Here is a 15,558-nt window from a genome sequence, read left to right on the forward strand (position 1 = left end):
TAGTGTGGCATTGGGTGGTAACGCAAATACAAAAAAGCACCTCTCCCGTTCAGGAGAGGTGCTTGCGTCTTTATTCATCTAAATCCAAATCCGTTACTGCTCCTTTTGCTGAGGAGGAAACTAGTTTAGCATATTTGGCTAGTGCGCCTGTTTTGTATTTCAAGGCTGGTTTCTTCCATTCTTTCACACGTCGTTCGTATTCTTCCTCTGAGACCTCAAAGTTGATTTGCTGGGTTTCACTATCAATGACGACGGTATCTCCATTTGCTAGATAAGCAATGGGGCCACCTGCTTGCGCTTCGGGTGCTACGTGTCCGATTACGAATCCGTGAGACCCACCTGAGAATCGTCCATCTGTAATAAGGGCAACTTTTCCGCCTAATCCTTTTCCTACAATCATCGCGGTAATGGAAAGCATTTCTGGCATGCCAGGTCCACCTTTTGGTCCAACATGACGAATGACTAGTACATCGCCCTCTTTGATTTCGTTATCCATGATAGCTTGTGTCGCATCCGCTTCACTATCATATACTTTAGCCGTACCTTCAAAGCGACTGATTGTTTGGCCTGACATTTTAGCTACAGCCCCTTCAGGCGCTAAATTCCCTTTTAACAGCACAAGTGGTCCAGAATCCTTGATTGGTTGATCTAAAGGACGAATAACTTCTTGATCTTCATGTAATGAAGGTACAACTTGTAGATTTTCTGCAATTGTTTTACCCGTTACGGTTAAGCAATCTCCATGTAACAAGTCATTCTCTAGTAGAAGCTTCATTACGCCAGGGACGCCCCCAATTTCATAAAGGTCTTGCATAACATATTTACCGCTCGGTTTTAAGTTTGCGATATGTGGTACACGTTTACGTACTTCTTCAAAATCATCCACCGTAAAATCAACGCCTGCTGAATGAGCCATCGCTGTTAGGTGAAGTAACGCATTTGTAGAACCACCTAGTGCCATAACAACTGTAACGGCGTTTTCGAATGCTTTTTTCGTCATAATGTCGCGCGGATAAATTTCTTTTTCCAATAAGTTTAGCACCATTTCGCCGGCTTGACGACATTCTGTTTCTTTATAATTATTTACAGCTGGAGTGGATGATGAACCAGGAATACTCATACCTAATGCTTCAACGGCTGCTGCCATTGTGTTTGCTGTGTACATCCCACCACAAGCTCCAGCTCCTGGGCATGCATTACATTCTACTTGGTGTAGCTCTTCGTCATTGATTGTGCCTTGGTGATACTGACCAACAGCTTCAAAAGAGGAAACGATATCAATATCTTCTCCATTTAATTTTCCAGGTTGAATGGTCCCACCATACACATATACAGAAGGAATGTTCATACGGGCTAATGACATAACACAGCCTGGTGTTGTTTTGTCACATCCACCTATAGCTACAACCCCATCTAAACGTTCCGCATTTGATACAGTTTCAATGGAATCGGCAATGATTTCGCGACTAGGTAAGGAATAATGCATTCCTTCATGCCCCATTGCAATTCCATCTGAAACAGTAATCGTATTAAAAATCATAGGAGCTCCGCCGCTATTACCGGCTCCTTCTTTTGCTTGTCTAGCAAGTCCGTCTATATGGATATTACATGGTGTTACCTCACTCCATGTGCTTGCAATACCGATCATTGGCTTCTTAAAATCTTCATCTTCAAATCCAACCGCTCTCAACATGGAACGGTTCGGAACGCGATTCGCACCTTCGCTAATCACTTTACTGCGGATACGTAGATCTTTGTTATTTTCCATATGCTTCATCCTTCCTTACTAGATACATATCATATACGTTTTCAATATCTATTAAAAATTTTAGATTATTTACTATAATACTAATCTCTATCTTGTTTATCAACAGAATTCTCAGAATATATCTGTTATTCAGAAAAGGAATTCTATTCTTCGCTAATTAGCTAATATCCATTTGATTTTTGTATGCCTCAAATCTATTTAATGCTTCTTTAAGTTGCTCTTCTGAATTAACCAATCCAATCCGAACAAACCCTTCCCCATAATCACCAAAGCCTATACCAGGTGCTACAACCATGCGCGCTTTATCGATTAGATCGTCCGCGAAAGACTCAGACGTGAATCCTTCAGGCACACGCATCCACATAAAAAATGACCCTTTTGGTGGAGCAATATGCCAACCCTGCTCTTGCAAACCTTCCACTAAGATATCTCTTCGCTTCTCATACATAGCAACTAAATCCTCTACACATTGTTGAGAATCCAAAAGGGCAGTCGCTGTTGCTTCTTGAACCGCTCCAAATAGACTAACAAATTGGTGATCTTGAATAAGCTCCAACGCTTGAATAACACTAGGATTGCCCACAGCAAAAGCCACACGCCAACCTGCCATATTAAATGTTTTCGACATGGTGTACATCTCGACACCAACATCTTTTGCTCCCGGTACTTGCATAAAGCTGAGTGGTTTTTCACCATCAAACCCAATCGCACCATAGGCAAAATCATGGACAACACAAATATCATTGGCTTCTGCTAACTCCACCGTCTTGTCAAAAAAGGCTCGATCAGCAACAGCCGACGTGGGATTATTAGGGTAGTTTAAGAACATTAATTTGGCACGCTCTAGCGTTTCTTGATCAAGTTGCGTATAGTCAGGCAGAAAATCATTCTCTTCTAGTAAAGGCATTGTTTTCATCTCAGCATTGGCAAGGGCCACTCCTGACCAATAATCTGGATAACCAGGGTCAGGCATAAGCGCCAAGTCCCCTTCGTTTAGGAAACACTGACTAACCTCAACGAGTCCCGTTTTACTACCAAACATAATGGCCACTTCAGATTCCGGATCAAGATCTACGTCATATTCTCTCTTATAAAAGGTCGCCACAGCTTCTTTTAAAAAATCAAAACCTTGAAAGGGTGAGTATTTATGATATTCCGGCTTTTCAGCAGCTTGCTGGAGAGATTGAACAATATGTTCAGGAGTTGGCTGATCTGGGTTTCCTTGTCCTAAATTAATCATTTCTGGCCCTTCTAGTTGCTTCGCTTCATTCACTTTTTTGACAAGCTTTGCGAAGAATTGCTCTGGTAAACGTTGAATTGCATCTGATTGCTTAAATTCTTTCATAATAGCTGTGCCTCCCTCGGTAAGTATAGAAACATTTTTTCTGATGTTTTTGAAAAGTCTAATAATTGATAATATATGTAGTTCTTACTTTTGTAAAGAGGAATGAATTCGATATTTGATATTGTGCAAATTACTTAGGGAAATGTGACCAATGCATTCTTTAAATAGAAAATATTTACACAAAATTGGTTGAATTTACTACAGTCTTCTATAAAGTAAAACATAAGGGGGTTGTATAAAATTCATACAGTCCTTTCATTTGTTGAAAAGGGGAGAATCATTTGGAGAAGCTGATTACCCAACACCTCCGGAGATTGATAACCACATCATGCACGCTCGTTTTCAAAAAGAAGAGCTTCTACTTTGTTCTCCGATTCCTTCCTAGACCACAACGTAACCGTAGGAAACAATATCTCTTTAGCGCTTGAATTAGAAACAGAAGAAGAAATTAAAATGTACTATAATCCTACAAGAAAACGACACGGTACATATGGAATCACAAGACACCTTCTGGGGAGCAACGTTTGCAAAAGTTCAGGATCCGTTCGGCATCATTTGGGATCTTAACTATCAAAAGAGTGGGTCGTAAGTTATATGATCTGAACAGACTTGCTATAGCAAGTCTGTTTTTATTTTTTATAGAAAGTATATTATCCCCTTTTTCTTCAAACTTGTACCCCTCCCTTCTCGACAGCATCTATATCACTAAAAATCCAATTATTATAAATCTTATTATAAATCTATCATTTGTCTTTGCTCGTATATTTATTGTCGCAGCGTACTCTCTTCTATAAAATTCTTGGAGTGGTATATTAATCTCGAAAATTTTTACATAAACTCAGGAACCATTTTAGAAAACATGCGTCAAATCAATGCATAGGAGGAGAGTGATAAGGATGGAGATAAGTTCCCAGAAGCTGCAAAACATTATACAAGATGAGAGAGTAAAAGAAACCTTCATAGAACAATTGATCAAAGAATATCACCAATCCATCACGAAATTAGCGTACACATATGTTAAAGATCAGCCACTTGCTGAAGAAGTAACCCAAGATGTGTTTTTAACATGCTTTCATAAGATTGAATTGTTTCGAAATGATTCTTCTATTAAGACATGGTTATATCGAATCACAATTAATAAATGTAAAGATCAATTACGGAAACGGAAATTCATTGACCTTCTCATGTTCCAACCTGATCGAAACAATCAAGAAGTAATAGAAACGCATCACCCAGAATCCATAGTCACTGCTAATTATGAATACAAAGCACTTTCAGAAAGTGTATTGTCCCTACCTACGAAGTTTAAGGAAGTCATCTACATGCATTACTATGAAGAAATGAAAATAAAAGAAATTAGTCAGGTCTTATCTATCAAGATTAACACGGTAAAAACACGATTAAATCGTGGTCGAAACATGCTAAAAGAAAAGTATGAGGAGGCAATCAAATGAACATAGATGAAAAGTTGACCCATTTAAAAGAAGCTATGAACAACTCCTCCCTAAAAGATGTCACATCAGACAAACAGAAAATCTCTAATTATGTCTTTTCCAAGAAACAAAAACGTTTTTCGTTATTCAACAATCCTAAACGCACCCTGCAAATTACATCAAGTATTGTGGGAGTTATAGCCCTTTGTGTATTAATGGTCTACACGAGTATAGGAGGGAAAAACTATTTCAATCCCGCTGATCCTAGTGAACAGCCTTTTGTCGACCCCTTTGTATCAAAAGACAAGGAAAAGTACCAAGTTGTCGTTGTTCACTCAGATTCCTCCAAAACAGATACAGAATGGAATCATCTTTACAAAAAACAACCGATTGAAGAATATGTTTCTAACACCCGTGTATTAAATAAGGATTCGAATAAAGCCCAGTCCTTAATTTCACGCTATACACACGAAGGAGAAGAAACGAGTTATCCACTCGCATTTGTTTTTAATTCAAAACAGATGGTCTACAAAACATCCAATAAAGGACAATTAAAAACCTATTTAACAAGCTTACACACTCCGCCTACTGAAAAATCACCACTAGGAGAGTATATGCTTGCAGGGATAACGCTTGGTCAACCTTTTCAAAAAGTAGTCGATACACTTGGAAGAACAGATGACGTTTTCAAACCAAGTGAAGATCAAAAGCAAGGACCAATTATGCTATTTAGAGAGAAAGGCTCCTTCGCAATTAATGTCATGTTAGACGACAACCAGCACACAGTAAATGGGATCCATGTGTACGTTGATCAATTGAAAACAGAAGAATGGAAAGAAAAGGTACCAAGTACTAAACAGGAGAGCCTTAAAACGTTTGGAAATCCTCAAGAAACAAAGAAGTATAAATGCCAGGACGATAGCATGTGTACTATTCACAAATACAACAATATGTATGTAAGATTTAAAGCTAACAGCGACAACATTGCCTATATTGAATATCTTACTCCTGAAAGACAGAGACAAATTCAGCAGCGATATTTATCTAAGGAAAAAGGCAAGTATTACATCGTACTCATTCAGGGAGAAGCTTCTAATGAAGGAATAAGTGAATGGGATGATGTCATGAGGGAACAGTTGAGTACTAAAATGACGGGATATACATCTTCCAGAGGTCCAGTTGGTAACTTTGATTTTTGGTTCGTTAATCGATACAACGTAAAACGAGCACCTGTGGCCGTGGTGACGGACACGGAAGGAATGGTATTCAAAGCTCATACGGTTGAGGAGTTGAAGGATTTTTTTGAAGGGAAATAAGGTGGCCCTCGTTTGTGTATCGTCGTATCGTCCTGCACGAATGGCTATTCACAAATCATCCACCTGGAAAAAGACGCAATCTTATTAATAAGGCTTGCGTCTTTCTTATTTCCATCAATCACCCATCTGGTAATAATCTCTTCTCATAAGTCCCATTAAAATAGATTCATGGTATACACCATTATAGTATAGATCATCTTTAATTCTTCCCTCTTCCTTAAAGCCCAATTTTTCGTAGGCTATAATTCCCCTTACATTGAAAGCACATACATCTAACCCAATACGCATGATCGAAAATGGAAATACGTACGACAGAATTACGATTTTGGTGATCAATGTTCTCCATCGCTAATTCTCCAATTTGTAGATCTGTTTCCTGTAACCAAATCACCAAATCAATCCGAGAATCATCTGTTGATATTCTTTCTTATCACAATTTTGCACACACTAAACACCGTTTGAGTCCCTGTTAGTTTCCTTCCTTATCCCAAAGCACTTTTCTATAAAATAGATCCAAGTCTTCTTCGATAGGTCTTAGATACACCCGACTTCCTTCTAAAAAATTTTCACAAAAACCTCCTCCATTATAATGCTGTATATAATAGTAAAGTATATAGGGAAAATACTAGAATAAGGAAATATTTATTCTCTTACTGCACTCTTCCAATAGGAACAAGTATAAATTCTGATGAATGATTCTAAACATCCATATAGGAACTATCAATAAAATCTTGTTCTATTGATTTCATTACTTTAATTCCCAATTAACACACGATTTTTTATTGAAAATAAGGCTTCTCTTTTTTAATGAAAACAACTAGTGATTGTAAATTCCTCCAACAAAGTATAAAATCCACTTATAGATTGAATCAGCACGGGCAGTATTCTAGATGAGGAGACTTATTATGGCGCATACTCTTGCTAGTAATTTTAATAACTTCTTTAACCGCTTAAGTCCTTTTCAAGTGATATTCATTTTCTATCTTTCTGCCGTTATTATCGCTTCCATTTTAATCGGACTTCCGTTTTTACATAAAGAAGGGGTTCATCTTTCCCTTATAGATATTATATTTACAGCTGTTAGTGCTGTCAGTGTCACTGGTTTAACTGTTGTTTCAACACCGGATGTTTTTAACACACCAGGTTATTTCGTTTTGATGTTCGTTCTTCAATTCGGAGGTATAGGTGTAATGACCTTAGGAACGTTTATATGGCTCATGCTTGGACAAAAAATCGGCCTGAAAAGGAGACAGCTTATAAAAACAGATCAAAACCGCAACACCTTTTCCGGAATGGTCTCCCTAATCAAACAAATACTTATCATCATTATTTTGATTGAAGCTATAGGTGCATTGATTCTTGGGATTTATTTCATTCAATATTTCCCTACAGCAGGGGAGGCTTTTATTCAAGGGATGTTTGCTTCTGTAAGTGCAACCACCAACGCTGGTTTTGATATAACTGGCTCTTCCCTAGTGATGTTTGAACATGATTATTTTGTTCAAATGATTAATATGATTCTCCTAATACTAGGAGCAATTGGATTTCCAGTATTAATTGAAATTAAAGATTACCTTACACACAAAAAACAGGACTTATTTAAATTTTCATTATTCACCAAGCTAACTTCTATTACGTTCGCTTTGCTGATTGTTGTTGGAACAATATTAATATACTTGTTAGATCGTACTCACTTTTTTCAAGGAAAGTCCTGGCATGAATCGCTCTTTTATGCACTATTCCAATCCGTAACCACTAGGAATGGCGGATTGGCTACTATGGATGTCAGCGAATTCACGGTTCCTACTTTACTTGTCATATGTATTTTAATGTTCATCGGAGCATCGCCCAGTAGTGTAGGTGGAGGAATTCGGACAACAACGTTTGCCATTACCCTATTGAGCGTCATTTCATATGCACGTGGAAAAAGAGACGTTCGCGTATTTGGTAGAGAAATTGATCCTGAAGATATCTTCCGCTCTTTTATCGTGGTGAATACTGCAGTAACAATTGTTGGTTTAGCTATTATTTTGTTAAACGTATTTGAGCCAGATTTCACATTAATTCAATTGATGTTTGAAGCTTGTTCTGCATTTGGAACAACAGGGCTATCTACAGGTATTACTGCAGATTTACACCTACCTGGGAAAGTAATCATCATAGCTCTAATGTTTATAGGGCGAATCGGCATCTTTTCCTTTTTGTTTATTTTAAGAGGAAAAGCACCTAGAGCAAAGTATCACTATCCAAAGGAACCTATGATTATTGGTTAAAAAGCATTGATTTAATAACATATAGGCTTGCATATCTCTAATGTTTGAAATGAAATTGATGTGTGGATTATACAAATATGGGAAGGTTTTCTTGTTATGGGTCAATGAAAAAGACAACGAGTGATTTATGGAGGTAAATGTTCTTAAGCTTGAAGTTCGATATTGAAGGATTTGATTTACAACATCCATGAGGTAATAAAAAGAGAGAATCATTAAATAGTCAGTTTACGAAGTAAAGAAAGAGCGGAGAAATGAAGAAAAGTATCTAAAACAAAGTAATGGAAAGTACCTATGTGATCTGTATTGAATAAAAGCTTTTTACTCTTTATGCAAATCAGGTACTTTCCTATTTCATGTCATATTAATAAACCCGTGCTCCTTTTATTTCTTGAATGGATTTCTTCTTAGTTTATTTTGAGATTTTGTTGCTTTTGTTTTTCCGCCTTGCATGGAAGCATTGTAGTGATTAACCTCTTGGCTAGTTTGATAATCCTTTTCGAAAAGTTCACGTGCTTTGATAAACATGTTCATTTTGTAACCCTCCTTGAAATTTCTTAATAATAGAATACCCCTTGTATTTGCTAGTAAAACTAAGGAATTTGAAATCTAATTTAGATATATTCCGTTGTTTGTTACTCACGAATATCTAAGGGCTTATTTAGAAATATACCACGCTTAATCGGTTCTTCACACTAGTTTTTTAGAATTTATATAAAAAAGTTTATAAACTATATGCTGTATAAAATGGGTTTTCTACATGAATTGTTTAAATAGTAAATTCAGAATCTCCACCTCCAATCATGATCGCCATTAATACTGTCAAAATAGGATTTTCGTTAGTATCTTTTCCATCACCTCTCTCTTGAAATAATCCTTTCATTTATAAAAAACACCTTTGCATTTGTACAGCTTTTAGTAAGTGTACCTCTGCAAAGGTGTTTAATGTCTAGAAAAGTAATTTGACGTTATTTTTTCTATCTGGTATGGATTGGTAGCGGAGCATTAGATGAGATAAATCCTTTATTGACTAATTCATGCCAGAAATCATTCGGAATATTTCTTTGTATCATTTCTATATCTTCTTTAATTCGATCTGGACGAGTAGACCCAGGGATGACAGATTTAACAGCAGGATGGGACGTGGAAAACTGAAGCGCTGCTGCTTTTAGAGGAACGTCGTATTTTTTCCCAATTTCATTCATTTGGTTTACTCTGTCTATAATATCAGGACCAGCTTTTGCATAATTAAAATGATCTCCACCTAGTAGTACGCCGGAGTTATATGGACTTCCAACTACGATATCTACATCTTTTTCTTCAGCCGTTACCATCATGCGCTGTAATGCTCTTTCATGTTGTAATAACGTGTATTGAGTCGCCGACAAACATACATCTGGTTTCGTTTCCTCTAGCTCCATCGCTAATTCAATCGGTTCTGTTGTATTAACACCAAGACCCCAGCACCCAATTACTCCTTCATCCTTCAGGCGTGACAATACGCGAAATGCTCCCTTTCTAGCCTCATCAAATTTTGCAATCCACTCATCACCATGAAAATCAGGGGAAACATCGTGCACAAAAACCATATCCAAGCGATTTGTTTTCAAACGTTCCAGACTTTGTTCAATAGATTTTAGCGTAGCATCTTCTGAGTAATCTGTAATGACTTTATTGTCTCGTGCATACTGGAATAAACCTTCTTTATCTTCTTTTTCATTCGTTACATATCGCCCTACCTTTGTACTTAACACATAATCATCACGATTATAATTCGATAATACTTCCCCTACACGCATCTCAGCTAGACCCGCTCCATAAAAAGGGGCTGTATCAAAATAACGTACGCCTTGATCCCAGGCAGTTTGTATGGTAGTCTGCGCTTCCTCTTCCGGAACCTCCCTAAACATATTCCCTAAAGGAGCAGTACCAAGACCTACTTTGTGCTTTAGTGCATCTTCTAGTGATTTCATAGTTCTTTTCCTCCTCTATATATAACATATAGTTGTATATCCAGCTAAAGTACAAATAAAACATGGTGACTATCTCGTTGATTATCAGAGAATACAGCATTATGTAAGCACATTATTTTTCCAATTCATCAAGAGAAAATACACAAGGGTGTTCATGCTATATGTCGCATCTAAGCAATGATCGGTAATAATTAGGGGGACAAATGTATGAAAAGGTTTATTCTCCCTTAGCAGTAAAACCTGAATTCTAGGTAATGTTTAAGTTAAGACGTTTATTCGTCAGGATGCGTAAAACTTCACGTTCATCTCCTCTAAGCATGTAAAAAGCCAGCACTGCAAGTTGACTTTGAATCTTACGTATTTGTTGGAGACTTGAAATTGAGATATACTCTAATATAAGTAATAATGTACTTTACTTATGAAGTCTATAAAATGGTATTTTTGCACATTTGTTTAAAAAGGGGAGGTAACCATGAAAATGAACTCAATTATGCAAAAACCCTGGACATATAAGCTAGGGATCTTTCTTATTATTATTTCTGTTCTAACATGGATTCTTTCCCCTGTTTTAATCCCTTTTTTACCACTCACGAATGGAGTGAAGGCTATTAGTATAACAACTACCCTTGTTATAGGTGAGGTGATTTTTTGGATCGGTACTCTGATGGTGGGAAAGGAAGTAGCAAATAAAATCAGAAAATCATTCAACCCAAAAAATTGGAAAAAAAAGAAATCTGTTTATAAGAAAAAAGATTGAGCATAGCCTATAGGATTAAAATTATGAATGTGAAAATTCTTTATATTTTTCTACCGTTTTTCATTACTATTACGTAGGTTATTTTCTCTTTGACTTCACTATGTACATGAATTTCCCTCATCTAATTCATAAACCTTTTTAATTTTTAACTCCTATAATTTGCGCATAGTATCTACTGTTGTTGCATTTCATTAACTCATTAATTCGTTTTAAGCCCTCATCTTTTGCACCTAACTGCATCAACCTCCTCCAATTATCTATATCTTCTTTATTAATCATTTCCTTCATGGTTTCATCATTATAATTTATTTAGAAAGAAATACTACAGAATTCTACCTTTAACTTATAACCAAATAAACCATAAAGTTTCCTAAAACAAAATAAAGCATAAGCTTTCCAAACGGAAAACTTATGCTTTATTTAACATAAAAAAATCCACCAACTTATGTATTGGTGGAGACGGCTCTCCGTCATCAAAACCCAAAAAGAGAGCCGATAAAAATTGAGAAAATGCTGTAATATGTTCTTTCCCTTTAGAAATAATCTTTTGCGTTCTAGGAAGATTTGTCTTTCTAAAGTTAATGATTTTTTGAATATTTGGGTGATTGAATCTAAAGTAGATTTCTAACTTAGTTTCCTTGTTGTTTATTCTAGTTGCAACAATTTTTTCAACAAGGGTATTCACAATTGCTTTTACTACATGAAAGTCAAGATGATTTACATACTCAGGTTCAATTAGATATTCCGTTTTCACTATATCTAAATCATACGGGAACTTTACTTCTTCGGGAAGTGGTGTCCCCATATCACCCAACCTCTCTTGAAGTTCTTCAACTTCTTTTTCTAAATCATTCAACTTATGATTGTAGCGAGATAAGGATTTTCGATTAGCATCAACAGACAAGTCCACAGAAGTAACCACCTCAACCAAGTTAGCAATCTGCTTTTGTTTGTCTACAATACGTTTTTGTAAATCCTTGAATTTTTCATTATGCATCCTATTCTTTTCGCCTTCTTCTTCTAATGCCTTATCTATCTCATTTGCAATTTCACGTGGAGTCAGAAAGTTACATAATTCTTTCCAAACGATCATGTCCAGTTTTTGCATGTTTAAACTGTTACTACACTTTTCGTCTTTAGACTTATACTTGCTAGACGGACATTGTAGGTAATGTGCTACTGTCCCACTACGCTTACTTGTAGTTCTATTTGCTACATACTTTTTTCCACACTCACTACATTCAACCATACCTGTTAGCATATACTTACCTACGTACCGCCCATCATAATTGTGGTTCTTAAAATGTTCACCTGCATTAGGATTCTTGTTCTTTTTTAAAAGAAGGTCCTGAACTTGCATCCAATCTTCTTCACTTATTATAGTTTCATTTTCCTCACTATGCGCGTAAACCCATTCATTTTCGGGTTTAGACTTCCCATTTACTCTCCGAGATTCCCGTCTATTCCACACCCTAGTGAAGTAATTTGGATTTTTTAGAATCTCACCGATACCACTTGGTTTCCAGTCACCTCGATTTAATGCTCTTACTTCATTTAGATACCGAGCAATTACATAAATCCCTTTACCATTAAGATACATTTTGTAAATCAACCGTATTATAGGAGCCGTTTCTTCATCGACAACTAATATTTTTTCTTTCCTTCCATTTTCATTAGTTCTTTCATGTAACTTATAGCCTATTGGCACTTTACCACCTGTGTAAAGCCCTTTTGTTGCTAGATCTTCGTGGATCTTCTTCACTTCCATCCCTAAATTCATAGAATAAAATTCATCTAGTAAATCCATCATAGAATCCATAAGAGACTCGGTAGGGGTAGCGGCAGCACCACTCAGGCCCGGTTGATCAATGTAGATAATTTCTACACGATTCTTTCGACATTGTCTCTTAATGTATGCTTTCTCCTCCTGATCTCTACCAAGTCGATCATTTTTAGTTACAATAACATAATCAACCTCTTTATTTTTTATACTGTCTAATAAAAGAATAAGACCCGGTCTTTTTCTAGATTGACTTACATTATATCCAGATTTACCTTCATCTTTATGAAGGTCAACTAATTTAAAATTATTTTTGACGCAATACTGTTGAATTTTATTTTCCTGATGCTCCAGACTAAGACCTTCCTCTGCTTGCATACTTGATGAAACACGAATATAACCGACTGCTACTTTTCTTTTATCCATGCTATTCTACCTCCATTTCATCAATGAACAAATTAAAATAATCTGGGTATGCTACATTACAAATGGCATCATAAGGAAAAATAAGTTCCAAATTATTTTTGTAACAATACTTAATTAAATGTGTTAATTCAAAAGAAGCAAGGTCATTTATATTTGATAGAACAATAATTCTATCTATTAATATTAAATTACTCAACATATCCATAAATCCGTTTTTTATTTTTTGAGAATCGGATTTAAAGTCTGAATAGAATTGGGTATATACATTGTTATCTCCCAGTATTTTGGCATTCTGAGAATTTTGCACTTCTTCTAATTTATCTATAATCCTCATATACTGCCTGTAGTTATACTTCCCATCCTTAAGGTCTTCTTCTTGTTCATTAAAAATCGCATAAACAATTGTGTTCCATTCTACTTTTTCCATAAAAAAACTCCTCCGAGTGTAGTGTTTTAAACAAAAGTGCATACTTTCCCCATACCCAAACACTCAAATAGTGTTAAGAAATGATTGAATGTATAACTTTTGTTTTAACACTCCACCAGAAGGAGTTATATATCGCTAATATAATAAAAACTGGTATAATATATGAAAATTAAAAAAGTAATCGTATAAGAATCATGTATAAAATGTATAAAATCTATAAAAATATAAATATAATGTAATTAATATTATACACATCATAGAATTATTTGTAAAGATCTAGTTATTCTTCTGACAAGTCCTTCACATCATTTAATATTTTTCCAAAATCATATGGTTGAGAATATAAAGTCTTTTCACACTTTAAACATTTGACGTCACATAAACGATCATAATTAATTTTATTTATAGTTGCTTTTGGGTATTTTTCTACCCTGATTACTTCTAAAATTCCACCACATTCACAAATCACTAAAATCACACCTATCTAGATTCAGTTCTTTTGTCTATCTTAACATATTGCACACAAAATCCAGTAAGGGTGAAATTTTATTATATAAATTTCATTAAGAAAAAAAGAAGAGTACATTACTGCACTCTTTGTATATTTCTGTTACGGTATTTTTTTTGGCAATTACGACATAGTTTCTGTCCGTTATAAATTTGTGGATATTTACTTGTGAAATTAATCTCGGCCTGAGTAATTCCTAAGTTGCAATGGTCACAATTGAAATCCTGTGGAGTATTATTACTTTGTTGATTATAATATTGATTGTTTTTTCCTTGCTTCAGTTTTGCTTTAAAGATGCATGGAACATTGTATAAACTAGCGCTTTTCACTAAACTTAGCATTTGTGCGGTCTTATAAGAGTCTCCTGCAGTCTTGTTTTCATCAATAACAGCAGATCCAAACGCTTCCTTCACTGTATTTCCAATTTGCAAACTTCCCAACACAACCACTTCATTTCCGATTTGCTTTGAATCCTTAATTATAAAGTTCCAGTTGGCTGGGCCAATTTCATTCAAGCGATCAACTACATATTCAGAGGGAATGTATTGAAACTGCATATTCTTTCTACCTTCTCTTACCTTGATTTCTGAATCTAGAAACGGTCTGGTAAGTCTGTTCATGTCCATTTTTTATCCTCCTAAAAGAAGTGGTTCCAATGCAAAAAGGTAAAATTGTTGAAAAGAGTAAGGCCAACCGGCACTGCAATAAATTGACTAAACAATAATGGCCAAATATAAATCGTTTCAATTAAATCAAAATTTTCATGAAAATCAAATAACCATGCTATAATACAAACTACTATAAACCAAATTACTGCTAATGCAATAAAAGTTAATAGTGTAACAAAGATTGCATTAGTAAATACATGATAATTGTACAAAAGCCCACCTGTCATCCATTTTGAAATGTCTAACTCTAGCAAGTATATCTCCTCCATTTTCTTCAGTAATTATTATTTCTAATTATTTACTTAAACTTCAGGAGGAGAAAACCTTGAAATATATATCAAAAATACCATGAAATATCGATTATATATTTCCTAAAAAATTCGACCTTTTCTTTTGGGTTGTCTTTGGTGAATCCCTCAATAATCCTTATTTTTTGGTAGTTTGGGCTTATTAAAATTGATATCGATTAAGTGCTGGTTTTATTCTCTTTTATTCGCTTGTCTTCTTTTTTTTCAGTATATCTAATTTATTCAATTCTTTAGTAGAGATTTTTTTCATGCATTTTTTTCACACTAATTTTTATTACCAAAAAACTCGATAATTCCCCTCTAATAAGTTCTTTCTAAACCAGCACCTTAACATGCTTCTTAGGGTAAGTTTAGCAATTGTTAGGAATCTAATCTTTCGTATAAACCTCCCATCTAATTGTTAATTGTTTAACCACAAAAAAATTGCAATTTTATGTACTAATATTAATATTTGTATTTGGCAAGTAAAAAATGTAGGGAATGGCATTCAAAAATGTATGCCACTTGCCGCCTCTAAATTATCGGTGAGTTAATGATTCTTTGTACCTGAAACTATCGCCTGTAAACAATAATAAATGG

General features: G+C 35.3%; 12 protein-coding genes. 4 read left to right on the top strand and 8 right to left on the bottom strand.

The annotated features are described in order from the left end of the window. Nucleotides 1–70: 70 nt before the first annotated feature. Both ilvD and GLW08_RS18970 read right to left on the bottom strand, forming a co-directional pair. Complete coding sequence (gene ilvD / locus GLW08_RS18965) at nucleotides 71–1,768, bottom strand: dihydroxy-acid dehydratase (RefSeq protein WP_160850197.1); 1,698 nt, start codon at nucleotides 1,766–1,768, stop codon at nucleotides 71–73. Between the two features lie 157 nt (nucleotides 1,769–1,925). Further along, the gene (locus GLW08_RS18970; protein ID WP_160850198.1) at nucleotides 1,926–3,113 is read right to left on the bottom strand and encodes a pyridoxal phosphate-dependent aminotransferase; all 1,188 of its coding nucleotides are present in this window, start codon (nucleotides 3,111–3,113) and stop codon (nucleotides 1,926–1,928) included. Nucleotides 3,114–4,009: 896 nt separating this feature from the next. Between GLW08_RS18970 and GLW08_RS18975 the strand changes: the two genes are divergently transcribed. The 3 genes from GLW08_RS18975 (at nucleotide 4,010) to GLW08_RS18985 (ending at nucleotide 8,135) form a co-directional block, all read left to right on the top strand. After that, nucleotides 4,010–4,567: a sigma-70 family RNA polymerase sigma factor gene (locus tag GLW08_RS18975; RefSeq protein ID WP_160850199.1), complete on the top strand. Its 558-nt coding sequence runs from the start codon at nucleotides 4,010–4,012 to the stop codon at nucleotides 4,565–4,567. Then, nucleotides 4,564–5,862, top strand: a complete 1,299-nt coding sequence (locus GLW08_RS18980) for a hypothetical protein (protein ID WP_160850200.1) — start codon at nucleotides 4,564–4,566, stop codon at nucleotides 5,860–5,862. Before GLW08_RS18975 ends, GLW08_RS18980 begins: the two co-directional genes overlap by 4 nt. A 905-nt stretch (nucleotides 5,863–6,767) precedes the next feature. Further along, entirely contained in the window at nucleotides 6,768–8,135 is a 1,368-nt protein-coding gene (locus tag GLW08_RS18985; RefSeq protein ID WP_160850201.1) for a TrkH family potassium uptake protein, read from the top strand. 381 nt (nucleotides 8,136–8,516) lie between these two features. Here the strand turns inward: GLW08_RS18985 and GLW08_RS18990 are convergent, their stop codons facing one another. Both GLW08_RS18990 and GLW08_RS18995 read right to left on the bottom strand, forming a co-directional pair. Next, the gene (locus GLW08_RS18990; RefSeq protein WP_160850202.1) at nucleotides 8,517–8,666 is read right to left on the bottom strand and encodes a hypothetical protein; all 150 of its coding nucleotides are present in this window, start codon (nucleotides 8,664–8,666) and stop codon (nucleotides 8,517–8,519) included. A 443-nt stretch (nucleotides 8,667–9,109) separates the two neighbouring features. Further along, a complete protein-coding gene (locus GLW08_RS18995; RefSeq protein WP_160850203.1) occupies nucleotides 9,110–10,105 on the bottom strand; it encodes an aldo/keto reductase in 996 nt (331 codons plus the stop codon). A gap of 472 nt (nucleotides 10,106–10,577) precedes the next feature. Here GLW08_RS18995 and GLW08_RS19000 point away from each other — a divergent pair, with 472 nt between their 5' ends. Further along, nucleotides 10,578–10,862 carry a transporter suffix domain-containing protein gene (locus tag GLW08_RS19000; RefSeq protein ID WP_160850204.1) on the top strand — a complete coding sequence of 95 codons (285 nt, stop codon included), beginning with the start codon at nucleotides 10,578–10,580 and terminating at the stop codon, nucleotides 10,860–10,862. A 409-nt stretch (nucleotides 10,863–11,271) separates the two neighbouring features. Here the strand turns inward: GLW08_RS19000 and GLW08_RS19005 are convergent, their stop codons facing one another. The 4 genes from GLW08_RS19005 to GLW08_RS19020 form a co-directional block, all read right to left on the bottom strand. After that, nucleotides 11,272–13,068, bottom strand: coding sequence for a recombinase family protein (locus tag GLW08_RS19005; protein ID WP_160850205.1), 1,797 nt, complete (start codon nucleotides 13,066–13,068; stop codon nucleotides 11,272–11,274). 1 nt (nucleotide 13,069) lies between these two features. Next, nucleotides 13,070–13,495, bottom strand: coding sequence for a hypothetical protein (locus tag GLW08_RS19010; RefSeq protein ID WP_160850206.1), 426 nt, complete (start codon nucleotides 13,493–13,495; stop codon nucleotides 13,070–13,072). Between the two features lie 585 nt (nucleotides 13,496–14,080). After that, nucleotides 14,081–14,629 carry a Rad52/Rad22 family DNA repair protein gene (locus GLW08_RS19015; protein WP_160850207.1) on the bottom strand — a complete coding sequence of 183 codons (549 nt, stop codon included), beginning with the start codon at nucleotides 14,627–14,629 and terminating at the stop codon, nucleotides 14,081–14,083. An 11-nt stretch (nucleotides 14,630–14,640) separates the two neighbouring features. After that, nucleotides 14,641–14,925, bottom strand: a complete 285-nt coding sequence (locus GLW08_RS19020; protein ID WP_160850208.1) for a hypothetical protein — start codon at nucleotides 14,923–14,925, stop codon at nucleotides 14,641–14,643. Nucleotides 14,926–15,558: the final 633 nt, after the last annotated feature.

Origin of the sequence: Pontibacillus yanchengensis, assembly GCF_009856295.1 — a bacterium.
In the GTDB taxonomy this organism is placed as follows: domain Bacteria; phylum Bacillota; class Bacilli; order Bacillales; family BH030062; genus Pontibacillus; species Pontibacillus yanchengensis_A.